This window comes from Plantactinospora solaniradicis, assembly GCF_042658085.1.
Classification (GTDB): Bacteria; Actinomycetota; Actinomycetes; order Mycobacteriales; family Micromonosporaceae; genus Plantactinospora; species Plantactinospora solaniradicis.
In genome coordinates this window covers 70,615-82,513 of sequence record NZ_JBHSPR010000010.1, presented here as the reverse complement: position 1 = coordinate 82,513, position 11,899 = coordinate 70,615, and the positions used below count along the sequence as shown (strand labels likewise).

Below are 11,899 nucleotides of genomic sequence, written 5' to 3'. Positions count from 1 at the left end.
ATCTTCCTGCCTTTCCGAATAATCAACCGGTAACACTGCGAAAAACCGTACGGAATGCGTTGCCTGAGAGTCAAACCGTGGTAGAGAAGATAGGAATCTCTTGAGGCCCACTTAAAAGGAATTTATGTTTTGGGTGGTGAACGAGCGGCATCAGCCGTTCGGACGATGCCCGGGGTTCAACGGCGGGGTGGACGAGGTCGGCGGAGTTGCCGGTCGGATCGGTGGCGCACGCCGGTCGGATCGGTGGCGGACGAACCGCGACGCCGGCCCCGACCAGGGCCGGCGTCGCAGCCGGAAGGCGACCGTTGCCGCGCGCCGCGTTCCGGATCACGGCGGCGACCGACCGCGCCTACCCTGGCAACGGCCGGCCGCCGGGACTGTGGGGTGACGGCGGTCGGGTCAGTAACTGGGAGCCCCCGTGTCGCCGCCCTGCGCGTCGTCGATCGGCGGCGGGGCGACCGCCTTGGGCGTTCCGGTCGGCAGGCAGCTCAGGTTCTTCGTGCCGGTCGGTGTCACCACGAACCAGGTGCCGCCGACGCCCTGACCGCGCCACTGTCCGGCCTTCTTGTCACCGATGTAGCGGTAGATCGGCCAGCCGCCGATGGTGACCTGCCTGGTGCCGTCCGGTCGGGTCACCGTGCCGACCTTGTCGTCCGCGATCCCTTTGAGATCCGGCTTTCCGTCGGTGAGCACCGGCGGCCAGACCAGGGCGCAGTCCCCGACGCAGGTGGTCTTCGACGGCTTCGCCGAGTCCCGGTCGAACCGGTAGAGAACCCAGCCCTTCTCATCGGTCACGACCTGGCCCATCCGGGCGACCTTCTTGCCGATCAACCCGTCGGTGAGGTCGACCTCCGCCACCTCGACGGGCTCCGGGGTGGGCGACGCGCTCGGCTCCGCAGTGGACTCGGCTCCGGCGTTGGCCACCGGCTTGACGTCGGAGGCGTTGTTCGGGTTGGCAGGCGTCGGCGCGCAGGCTGTCAGCGTCGCCAGTGCCCCACCGGCGATGACGACGCCAGCCCGCTTCATCAGTGCCACGTGCCCTCCTTAGCTGGACGGGTCGCCGGGAAGTACGGGCTGCGGGGTCGGCCGGATGAGGCAATTGGCAGTGGACAATTTCACAGCCAAACGTTGAACCCGGCCGATGCGTGCTGCGTGGGAAACGGGAACGGCTGTCTCTTTGTCGTTTCGTACCGGGGTCGGCGAGTGACGCCGAGTCGTTTTGGCCGCGCAATTGTTCGGGCTGTGGTCGCCCGGGAACATTCCGTGTTCCGGCGGTGTCCGGCCGTCGGAAATCGTCGCGAACCGATCAGAGCGGAACGGTCACCAGTTCGCTGGTCACCTTGCCGTCGTCGTCGATCACCTGTACCTGCATCTGGTCGATCTCGTCCAGCGGGGTGACGGTGGTCGCCTGCAACGTCAACGGCCTGGGCTGGGCCGCGGTGCCGTATCCGGCGGGCGGCACCTTCCAACTGGAGATGACCTCGGGCGGACCGTCCTTGCGGAGCAGCACGAGCTGGCACTTCCGGGGGCCGGTCAGCTTGCTCAGCGCGAAGGAGACTCCGGTACCGAACGGCGTCGACGCGACGATCAGGTCGGCCTGCACCCCGCTGCTCCGGTCGGTGACGCTGAACCGCTCGCCCTTCGGCAGGTCCGGGCCACCGATACCTGGCACGGAGGAACCCCTGGCCGACGGAGTGCTGGTCGCCGGCGGCTGGGCGGTCGTCCCCTGCGGGCCGCCGACCCGGGTCCCGACGAACAACGCCAGACCGGTCACCATTGCCAGGAGTACGACGCTCGCCGCGAGGCTGTAGAGCCGCCTGCTCCGCGCCCGTCGCCGCTCCGCGCCCACCGCCGCCACGACCCGGTCGAAGAGTGCGTCGTGCGGGTCGGCGCGCTCCACCACCAGAAGATCGCGGCCGTCGACCTCGGCGAGCAGGTCCACCACCGGCAGGAACGACTCCAGTTCCTCGATGCACTGGGTGCAGGTCGCCAGATGTTCCTCGAACTGTTCGGCGTCCCGCTCGTCGAGGACGCCGAGTGCGTACGACGCGACCTCCCGGTGGCTCTCCCCGGTCATTCCGTCACCCCCCGCTCCCGCAGGGCCGTGCGTAACGCCCGGAGGGCGTAGTAGACCCGGGACTTCGCGGTGCCGAGCGGGAGCCCCAACTCCTCGGCGGCCTCCGGCACCGTACGTCCCTGGAAGTACGTCGCCACCAGGACCTCGCGGTGCGGCTGACTCAGCGTCCGCAGCGCGTCGGTGATCGTCATCATCCGGAGCACCCGTTCGGTGTCGTCGGACTCGGAGAACCCTTCCAGGTCGCGGTCGTACGTCTCGGCTGGCCGCGCCTGCTCGCTACGGTGGTCGTCGATGACGATCCGGCGGGCGACGGTGACCAACCAGGGACGCAACGAGGACTGCCCCTGGGCGCCCAGCCGGTGTGCGTTGCGCCAGGCGCGCAGCAGCGTCTCCTGCACGACGTCCTCGGCCCGCTGGCGGTCGCCGCCGGTAAGCCGCAACACGAACATCAGCAGGGGCTTGGCGTGTTCCTGGTAGAGCAGTCGAACGAGCTCGTCTGAATGCCTCGTCTCGGCCCTCGTCTCGGCGGGTTCGGCATGGTGGCGGCCGGCAGCCGATCGCGGCGTCACCGGCCCATCATTGCGGTCCGTGGGCCGCGCGTCGAGACTTTTTCGGTACCGATTTGACCGCCGTTGCGAAGTGGCGCACATTCGCCCCGGCATGATCTGGCCGCCGTGCCAAGCGCCGGCTACCGCCTGCATCGCACCCATACCTCCGCGTCGAACGCGTCGCACCCGGGCCACCGGCGATCCGGGCCGAGTTGTGCCGCCACCCACAGGTACGGATTCCATACCGGGCCGGATCAATGCGGGTCGGGGAAGTTGCCGGGTCACCGGGTCGGCCTGGACGATCGGCCGGATCGGCCGGTTGCGCCGAGGCGGCCGGATGGGCTAGATCGCGACCCCGAAGGTTCCCGGCGGCGGCGGAGCCGACGGTCGGGCGGCCGCGTCGCCGACCACCCGGGCGCCGCCCGCGAAGCGGTCCAGGTCGGCGCCGTACAGCACGCGGCCGGGGAACCAGTCACCGGCGGTACGGCGGATCAGGTCGGCCACCGGCAGTTCGGTCCGGCCGGCGACCAGCACCAGGTTGCCGTACCGCCGGCCGCGCAGCACCGCCGAATCGGCGATCAGGCAGGACTCCGGCAGCACGCTGCGGACGGTGGCGACCTGGGCCCGGGCATGCCGCAGCGGCGGCCCGTCCGCGATGTTCACCAGGTAGGTGCCGCCCGGCCGCAGCACCCGGGCCGCCTGGGCGGCGAACTCCACCGAGGTCAGGTGCGCGGGTGTCCGGGCACCGGCGAACACGTCGGCGACGATCAGGTCGTACCCGGCGTCGGGGGACGAGCCGAGCACCTCCCGGGCGTCGCCCACCCGGACCCGTAGCCGTGGGTCCGCCGGCCAGGGCAGCTCCCGGCGGACCAGCTCCACCAGGGCCGCGTCGATCTCCACCACCCGCTGGGTGGAACCGGGCCGGGTCGCGGAGACGTACCGGGGCAGGGTCAGCGCCCCGCCGCCGAGGTGCAGCACCTTCAGCGGTGCTCCGGCCGGCGTGACGAGGTCGACGACGATGGCGAACCGGCGGACGTACTCGAACTCCAGGTGGGTCGGGTCGGCCAGGTCGACGTGCGACTGCGGTGCCCCGTCGACCAGCAGGGTGTACGAGCGGGGCCGGTCCGGATCGGGGCTCACCTCCGCCAGGCCGGTGTCGACCTTGGCCGCGATCAGGTTGGTCTTACGGTTGCGGCCCACCCGACAATTATCAGGGAAGGCCTCCGGCTTATCGCATCCGGTCGTGAACGGCCCCTTGCCCGCTCCTATGACGCGTGGCTGGCGAAGGTGAGGGCCCGGTGCAGCAGCCGGCCGTCGCCGAGCCGGGCGCGGAGCCGGCGCTCCAGCCCGGCGATCGGAATCAGGTTCTGTGGCGCCCTCGGATCCTTGTACGGCGTGGAGGCGAACCGGGGCAGCGTGACCAGGGACAGGTGGGCGAGTCCGACCGCCTGCTGCTCCGCCAGCTCGGCCGAGCACTCGACCCGGACGATCCCGGCCCAGGGTCCCCGGCCGCCCCCGGGCAGCCGGAGGTACCAGGAGTAGCCGCCCCAGGCCGTACCGAGCCGGAACACCGGGGAGCGTTCGCCGGCCCGCAGCCCGGTGACCAGCGCGGTGTGCCGGGCGTCCAGATACTGGCTGTGCTGCGTCTTGATGTAGCCGAGCGTGCGGGGGAGTTGGCGCCGGTTCCGCAGCGGTCCGTCCACCACCAGCAGGTCACCGTCGTCCCGGACTGCGCCGGAGACCTTCACCTCCAGCGCGGTCAGCGGCCCCTGCACGGCGGCGGGCAGCTTGCTCAGCTCGCCGGTGCCGCCGACCCGGTGCACCGCGTACCGGATCTGCCCGGCGACGACGTCCCCGGCGGACGGGCTGGCGGTGAACAGGCCCCGTTCGACCTCCGCGCCGGCCAGTTCCGCGGCACCCCGGCGCAGGTCGCACCGGACCACCCCGGCGGCGTACGACGCGGCGACGCCGGGAAAGGACCCGCCGTCCGGCTCCTCGGTCCAGACGCTGGCGTCGATCCGGCGCACCCCGTCGACCAGCAGGACGACGTCGGGCGGCTCGATCCCGTCCGGGGCGGTGAGCGGTCGCCACTCGTCCGGAGGCAGCTCGACGTCGGTCTGCACCTGGGCGCTGCTCGGTGCGGCGGGGCCGCCGGCCGCCTCGAACGAGGCGCCGTACGCCGGGTCCCAGGCGTCGACGAAGAGCCGGGCGCTCACCGGCCGGTCCGTTCGACCCGGGAGCTGCGGGCGTCCTTGCGCACCTCGAACCGCACCGGTATCCGTTCGGCCAGCGCCGGTACGTGGGTCACCACCCCGACCATCCGGTCACCCCGGGCGGCCAGGTTCTCCAGGGTGGCGGCGACGGTGTCCAGGGTCGCCGCGTCCAGGGTGCCGAAGCCCTCGTCGAGGACGATCGACTCCAGGCTCGCGGTGGTGGTGGACAACCCGGCGAGTTGCTCGGACAGGGCGAGCGCCAGCGCCAGCGAGGCCTGGAAGGTCTCCCCGCCGGAGAGGGTCCGCACCGCCCGGCGCAACCCGGCGTCGTGGTGGTCGACCACGAAGAACTCGCCCTTGTCGTGCCCGAGGTCGTACTGCCCGCCGGTGAGTTCGCGGAGGATCCCGGAGGCGCCGTCGACGAGCAGGTCGAGCGCCTCCGCCAGCAGCCACCGCTCGAAGTTGTTGGCCCGCAGGTGCCCGGCCAGGGCGCGGGCGACCCGGCCCTCGCGTTCGTGCCCGGTCCGCTGCTCGGTCAGCTCCCGGGCCTGCTCGCGGCGCTCGACCAGCCGGCGGTGCGCGGCCTCGGCCCGTTCCACCGCGACCGCCGCCAGCCGGACCGGGTCGTCGTCGCCGACCGGCCCGCCCTGCCCGACGGCGCCGAACAGCCCGGCGATCCGGGCCGCGACCGCCGCGACCATGTCGTGCGCCTCGGTCACCGCCGAGGCCACCTCGACCCGGTCGCGCCGCCGTTCGTCGGCCGCCCGGGTCGCCCAGTCACAGAGTCCGGCCCACGCGGCGGAGACGTCGTCGCGGTCGGCGGCCGGTGGGCTGAGCCGGGCCACCCCGTCCCGGACGGTGTCGAAGGCACGCCAGGCGCCCCGGAGCCGCTCCTGGGCCGCCTCGGCCCCGGCCCGGGCCCGCCGGGCCGCCTCCCGGGCGGTCCGGACCGCCGTACCGGCGCTCTCCAGGTCGCGGCGGAGCCGGGTGAGCGTTTCGAGTTCCTGGCGCAGCGCGGCCGGGCCGGGGGAGTCGGCGAGCCGGACGTCCAACTCGGCCAGCCGGGTGGTGAGTTGTTCGTGCCGGGCACGGGTCTGGTCCAGGGCGCGTTCCAGATCCCGGGCGGCCCGCTCCCGCTCGGCGACCAGTCGGGTGGCGGCGTCGGCGGCGGTGCGGGCGGTCTTGCCGGCAGCCTCGGCGGCGGCCACCGCGGAGCCCTTGGGCATCGCCGGCACCTCGGCGACCGGCTGGGTGCAGACCGGGCAGGGCGCCCCGGCGTGCAGGTGCGCCCGTAGCGCGGCGGCCCGGTCGGCGGTCTGTGCCTCCTGGTACGCGACCCGGGCCGACTCCAGTTCCGCGGCGGTCCGCTCGGCCGCCGCGCGGGCCTGGTCGAGGGCGGCCACCGCCGCGTCGTGGTCGGTGCCGGCGCCGGCCAGCGCGCCGGCCAGGGCGGCCGCCTCGTCGGCGACCTGCTTCCGGTCGGCGTGCGCCTGCTGCAACAGCCGCAACGCGGCCGGGTCGCCGGCACCGGCCAGCTCGCCGCGGAGCTTCTCCTCGCGTTCCTCGGCGAGGGTCACCGCCGCCGTCGCCTCGGTCGCCTCGTCCCGGGCGGTCGCGACCGCCTCGGCGAGCCGGGCGAGATCGGCCGGCGGCCGGACCGCGACCAGTTCCGCGAGTTCGGCGTCCAGGGCGGCCAGCCGGGCCTGGACCGCCGTCGCGGCTGTCCGGGCCTGCCGGAGTTCGGGTACGGCGGCGTCCACCTCGCCGGCCAGCTTTCGCATCGCCTCGACCTGGTCGGTGGCGGCACCGAGCGCGTCGTCGTCGATCCCGGTCAGCCCCTCGAGTACCCGGTCGACGGCGGCCAGCGCGGCGTCGGACCGAGCGGCCCGGCCGGTCGCCAACTTCTGGACCTCCTCGTAGACGCCGAGTCCGAGCAGGTTGACCAGGATCTGCTGCCGGGTCGCCGGTTTGGCGTGCAGGAAGTCGGCGAACTGCCCCTGCGGCAGCAGCACGCAACTGGTGAACTGCTCGTAGGGCAGTCCGACCGCCTCCAGCACCGCGTCTTCCATCTCGGCCGGGGTACCGGCGAGGACCTCGCCGAGATCCTCGGGGGTCAGCCCGGTGTCCAGTTTGGTCACGTCGAAGCCGGGGGGCATGAGCTGGAGCCCGGCGTTGCCGGTCTTCACGTTGCCCCGGCCGTCCCGCCGGACCACCCGGGTCGCCACGTAGCGGGCGCCGGCCGACTCGAAGACCAGCCGCACCCGGGCCTCGGTCGCCGACGGGGCCAGCGCGTTGGCGATGCCCCGGGCGCCGCCCCAGCGCGGCACCGTGCCGTAGAGGGCGAAGCAGATCGCGTCGAGCACGCTGGACTTGCCCGAACCGGTCGGACCGACCAGGGCGAAGAAGTCCGCGTCGGTGAAGTCGACGGTGGTGTCGTCCCGGAAGGCGGTGAAGCCGGCCAGGTCGAGCCGGAGCGGACGCACTATTTGGTCGCCTCCTCGAACAGCTCGTCGAACAACTCCCGGACGCCGTCGTCGGCCTGTCCCCGGGTCTGGAGATAGTCGCCGAACAGCTCCCGGGGGGACCGTCCGGCCCGCTGGGCGGCCCGGGCGGCGGCACCCGAACTCGGCAGCATCTCCGGGTCGATCCGTACCTCCAGGGCCCGGGGGAGCAGGTCCTGCACCTCCTCGCGCAGCCCGGCCCGGGGTGCCTCCCGGACGTACACCCGGAGCCAGGCCGTGGTGTCGGCCAGGTCCGCGAGTTCGGCCAGCGTGCCGCGTACGGTGCGCAGCGGCGCCGCGGCCGTGATCGGGATCTCGCGTACCCGGGCGGCGGTCCGGGCGGTCACCTCGACGATGGTGACCGACGGGCGGTTCTCCTCCTCGCCGAAGTCGACGGCGAGCGGGCTGCCGCTGTAGCGGATCGGGCACGGCCCGAGCACCTGCTGGGCCCGGTGCAGGTGACCCAGTGCCACGTAGTGCGCGCCGGTCGGGAAGACGGTGGCCGGTACGGCGTAGTTGAGCACCGTGTGCGCCTCCCGCTCCCCGCCGCCGGTCCGGGCACCGACCACGGTCAGGTGACCGGTGACCAGGTGCACCCGGTCGGGTTCGTCGAAGCCCTCGGTGAGCCGGCCGAGCACCCGTCCGACGTGGTCGGCGTACGTCTGGACGGCCTCGGCGGCGGTCAGCTCGTACATCTCGACGGCGCGGACCGCGTACCGCTGGGAAAGGAACGGCAGCGCGACCAGCCGCCACGCCTCGCCGTCGGCGGTGCTGCCGTCGATCACGTGCTCGGTCGGGTTGTCCCGGACGCTGCCCCGCAGCGCCACCCCGGCGGCCTCCGCCCACGGCCGCAGTGCGTCCAGGGCCGGGCCGTTGTCGTGGTTGCCGCCGATCGCGACGACCTGTGCCCCGGTCCGGCGCAGCGCGGAGAGCGCCCGGGTGACCAGCCGGGTGGACTCCGGGTTCGGTGCCGCGGTGTCGTAGAGGTCGCCGGCGACGATGACCAGGTCCGGGGACTCGGCCTGGGCGACCTCGACCACCTGGGCCAGCGCGTCCCGGTGCTCGCCGACCCGGGACTGTCCCTTGAGGACCTTGCCGACGTGCCAGTCGGAGGTGTGCAGGATCTTCACGGCGCAACCGGCCTAACGGGAACTAGAAGGGGATGTCGTCGTCGGAGAGCGTGTTGACCCGGGAACCGACCACCGCGAACGGATCGGCCGCCTGGGTGATCGAGCGCAGCGTTTCCGACGGGGCGGTGCCGGCCTCCGACACCCGGGTCGCCCAGGCCGGGAACGGGAAGTCCAGGCAGAGCGGCACCGGGATGTCCGGCTGGTTGACGAACATGGTGCCGGGCTTGGCCAGCAGCGCCCGCTGGCGCTGGGCGGCGGGGAGGAAGCCGTACTCCGGGCGGGACGCCTCGGCCGGGTCGAGCCGGCCGACCACCCGGATCGCCGAGTTGGTGACGATCCGCCGTTCCACCTCGCTCGCGGTCTGCTGCGCCCCGATCAGGATCACCCCGAGGGAGCGGCCCCGCTCGGCGATGTCGAGCAGCACCTCCTTGATCGGGGAGGAGCCCTCCCGGGGGGCGTACTTGTTGAGCTCGTCGAGCACCACGAAGAGCAGCGGCTTCGCCGTACCGGCCTTCTCCTTGCGCTCGAACTCGGCCTTAAGGGTCACGCCGACCACGAACCGCTGCGCCCGGTCCGGCAGGTTGTGCAGGTCGACCACGGTCACCTGGGCACTCTCGGCGGTGTTCACGCTGTGCGGCCGGCGGGTGGCCAGGTCGCCCCTGATCAGGCGGGCCAGGTCCTTCTTGCTGCCGATCAAGCGGCGGGCGAACGCGTTGACCGTGCCCATGTTGACCGCGCTGCCGGCCCAGTCCGACCGGGTCTCGTCGTCGGTCAGCTGCTCGACGACGTAATCCACCAGGTCGGGGTAGGAGTTGATCCGGGTGCCGTCGATGCTCACCCCGCCGTCGGCGGGCTGGGTGTACCGGTGAAGGTGGGCGGCGACCGAGTGCACCACCATCGTGTACTGCTGGCGTTCGTCGTCGGCGTCGGCGAAGACGTACGGCAGGAGCCGGTCGGCGCAGAACTCGGTCAGCGTCCAGTAGAAGCTGTCGACCCCGGCGAGCCGGCTGCTCACGTCCGGGGTGCCGGAGGAGTCGCCGGGCCGGGGCGGCGCGTAGACCCGGACGTCCGGGAACGCCCCGGCGGTCAGCCCCAGTTTCGCGTACGTCGCCCGGGTGGGCTCGTCGAGCCGGCTGTTGGGGTGGTCCAGGAAGAGCAGGTCCTCGCCCTTGACGTTGAAGATCAGCGCCTTGGCGTTGACCGCGTCGCCGCCGAGCACACCGGAGCGGAACACCGAGTAGAGCAGGAAGGTGGCGAAGCTGGTCTTGGTCGCCACCCCGGAGATGCCGGAGATCGAGACGTGTGCGCCCCGGCTGCCGTCCAGGAAGTCGGCGTTGAGGTAGACCGGCACGCCGTCCCGGCCCATCCCCATCGGCACCCGTCGTTCCATCCGGTCGAAGTGCAGCGCCGCCGACCGGGCCTCGCCCTCGGCCCGGTAGACCAGCGCACCGGGGGAGGGCGGCACGTAGAACTCCGGGTCCACCCGGGTGGTGGTGATCTCGGCCGCCTCCTGCACCAGTGCCGGCAGCGTGCCGTCGGCGATGGCGAACACGTCGGAGTCGAACTGGGCACCCTCGTGCCGGGCCCGGACCTGGGTGACCACTCCGGCGATGGTGACCGGCTCCCGGTCCGGCAGCTCACGCCGGGTCACGACCACGTCGTCGAGTTGCAGGTAACAGCCGGGTGTGACGGCGGTCCAGAACTGCAGCGGGGTGGCGTCGGCGGTGCCGAGCACCCGGCCGACCTCCGCCCCGGGGTCGCCCGGTCGAGCTTCGGTCACGGCGCGAGCCCGGTCAACGGAAGAATCTGCTCAAGACACACGAGTCGCATCCTGCCTCACTAGTACGACACCGTGCCACGCGACGCGGCGATGGAGCTGCGGGATCGGGCTGGCCCGCCCGGTTCGTCCGTGGTCGGCGGTACACGGCTCCTTTCCGCCGCATTAACCAAATCTTGCCAGTTGGCGCCGGATCGCCCTCGTAACATGCTGGCCTATGACGATCTTCCATATCCGGGCGTCCGTCGCGGCCCTCGCCCTGGCCGTCTCCCTCGGCACGGTCACCGCCTCGGTCAGCGCCGTCGGGCCGGCGTCGGCGGAGCCGGGTCGGGTGCACGTCTCGGAGAACTTCGACTCCGGCGTACTGCCGGCGGGCTGGCGGGCGATCGACGGAACCTGGCGGGTGCAGAACGGCCGGCTCTACGGCACCTCCGCCAGCTCCAGTCAGAACAACAAAATCACCTTCGGTGCCCATCTGGAGCACTACCGGTTCGAGGCGACCGTACGCTTCGAGTCGGTCACCGCGAGCACCAGGTGGGCAGCCCTCGGCCTGGACGTACCGGCCGGCGGTGCCACCCCGTGGTGGATCGCCACCATGCGGAGCGGCACGACGGCGGCCAACGGACTCGAGTTCGCCGAACGCACCACCGGGAACACCTGGAACGTGACCGACACCGCCGCCGCCCCGACGGCCGCCGGCACCGGCCGGGACGTCCAGGTCGCCGTCGAGGTGCACGGCAGCCAGGCCCGGTGGTTCTTCGCCGGCCGCGAGGCGCTGCGGACCGGCAGCCTGCGCCGGTCCGGCACCGCCGGTCAGGCACTGTTCGTCAACGGCGCCACCGTCTCCTTCGACAACGTCCGGGTCACCGAGCTGGCCCCGAGCGCCCTGATCCGCCCGCCGGGCAGCCCGCTGACGGTGATCGCCCACCGGGGCGCCTCGGCGGCGGCACCGGAGAACACGCTGGTCGCGCAGGAGATCGCCCGGCGCGGCGGCGCGGACTGGATCGAGAACGACGTGCAGCCGAGCAGCGACGGTGTGCCGTTCGTGCTGCACGACGCCACCGTGGACCGGACCACCAACGGCACCGGGAACATCCGCGCGCTCACCAGCGCCCAGCTCAAGGCGCTGGACGCCGGTTCGTGGTTCGCCCCGCAATACGCCGGGGTCCGGATGCCGACCCTGGCCGAGCAGTTGGCGGACCTGCGCACCCGGGGTGGCCGGTTGCTGCTGGAGATCAAGGGCGCACACACCCGGGCCGAGGTGTCCCGGATCGTCGCGCTGGTACGCGAACAGCAGATGACCGACCGCGTCCTTGTGCAGAGCTTCGAGGTCGACGTCCTGCGCTACACCCGCGAGCTGGCCCCGGAACTCCCGCTCGGCCTCCTCCGCAGCACCCTCGACCCCGACCCCGTGACAATCTCCACCGAACTCGGCCTCGCCACCTACAACCCCTCCGCCGCCGCCCTGCTCACCCGACCCGCCATCGTCGCCGACCTGCACCGCGCCGGCATCGCCACGATGGTCTGGACCGTCGACACCGCCACCGCCTGGCAGCAGCTCGAGGCGCTCGGCGTCGACGGCATCATCACCAACCGGCCTGCCGAGCTTGTCGGGTGGAACACCAGAGGGTAAAGGAAGGGCCCCTTATTAGC

Annotated in this window: 9 protein-coding genes; 1 reads left to right on the top strand and 8 read right to left on the bottom strand. The window is 72.5% G+C overall.

Translation table 11 applies throughout. The features are described from left to right. Positions 1-399: 399 nt before the first annotated feature. The 8 genes from ACFP2T_RS12765 to ACFP2T_RS12730 form a co-directional block, all read right to left on the bottom strand. The gene (locus ACFP2T_RS12765) at positions 400-1,026 is read right to left on the bottom strand and encodes a hypothetical protein (protein ID WP_377422762.1); all 627 of its coding nucleotides are present in this window, start codon (positions 1,024-1,026) and stop codon (positions 400-402) included. A gap of 280 nt (positions 1,027-1,306) precedes the next feature. Next, on the bottom strand, positions 1,307-2,077 hold the full coding sequence (locus ACFP2T_RS12760; RefSeq protein WP_377421071.1) for an anti-sigma factor family protein: 771 nt from the start codon (positions 2,075-2,077) through the stop codon (positions 1,307-1,309). Further along, a complete protein-coding gene (locus ACFP2T_RS12755) occupies positions 2,074-2,778 on the bottom strand; it encodes a sigma-70 family RNA polymerase sigma factor (RefSeq protein WP_377421069.1) in 705 nt (234 codons plus the stop codon). The genes ACFP2T_RS12760 and ACFP2T_RS12755 overlap by 4 nt, the downstream gene beginning before the upstream one ends. Before the next feature lie 189 nt (positions 2,779-2,967). Continuing rightward, on the bottom strand, positions 2,968-3,825 hold the full coding sequence (locus tag ACFP2T_RS12750; RefSeq protein WP_377421067.1) for a spermidine synthase: 858 nt from the start codon (positions 3,823-3,825) through the stop codon (positions 2,968-2,970). 65 nt (positions 3,826-3,890) lie between these two features. Next, a complete protein-coding gene (locus tag ACFP2T_RS12745) occupies positions 3,891-4,841 on the bottom strand; it encodes a hypothetical protein (RefSeq protein ID WP_377421065.1) in 951 nt (316 codons plus the stop codon). Next, the gene (locus ACFP2T_RS12740) at positions 4,838-7,321 is read right to left on the bottom strand and encodes an AAA family ATPase (RefSeq protein WP_377421063.1); all 2,484 of its coding nucleotides are present in this window, start codon (positions 7,319-7,321) and stop codon (positions 4,838-4,840) included. The genes ACFP2T_RS12745 and ACFP2T_RS12740 overlap by 4 nt, the downstream gene beginning before the upstream one ends. Beyond that, positions 7,321-8,469: an exonuclease SbcCD subunit D gene (locus ACFP2T_RS12735; protein ID WP_377421061.1), complete on the bottom strand. Its 1,149-nt coding sequence runs from the start codon at positions 8,467-8,469 to the stop codon at positions 7,321-7,323. The genes ACFP2T_RS12740 and ACFP2T_RS12735 overlap by 1 nt, the downstream gene beginning before the upstream one ends. A 22-nt stretch (positions 8,470-8,491) precedes the next feature. Next, positions 8,492-10,249, bottom strand: coding sequence for an ATP-binding protein (locus ACFP2T_RS12730; protein ID WP_377421059.1), 1,758 nt, complete (start codon positions 10,247-10,249; stop codon positions 8,492-8,494). A gap of 214 nt (positions 10,250-10,463) precedes the next feature. On the opposite strand from ACFP2T_RS12730, the gene ACFP2T_RS12725 reads away from it, so the two are divergent. Further along, positions 10,464-11,879, top strand: a complete 1,416-nt coding sequence (locus ACFP2T_RS12725) for a glycerophosphodiester phosphodiesterase (RefSeq protein ID WP_377421057.1) — start codon at positions 10,464-10,466, stop codon at positions 11,877-11,879. The last annotated feature ends 20 nt before the right edge of the window (positions 11,880-11,899 follow it).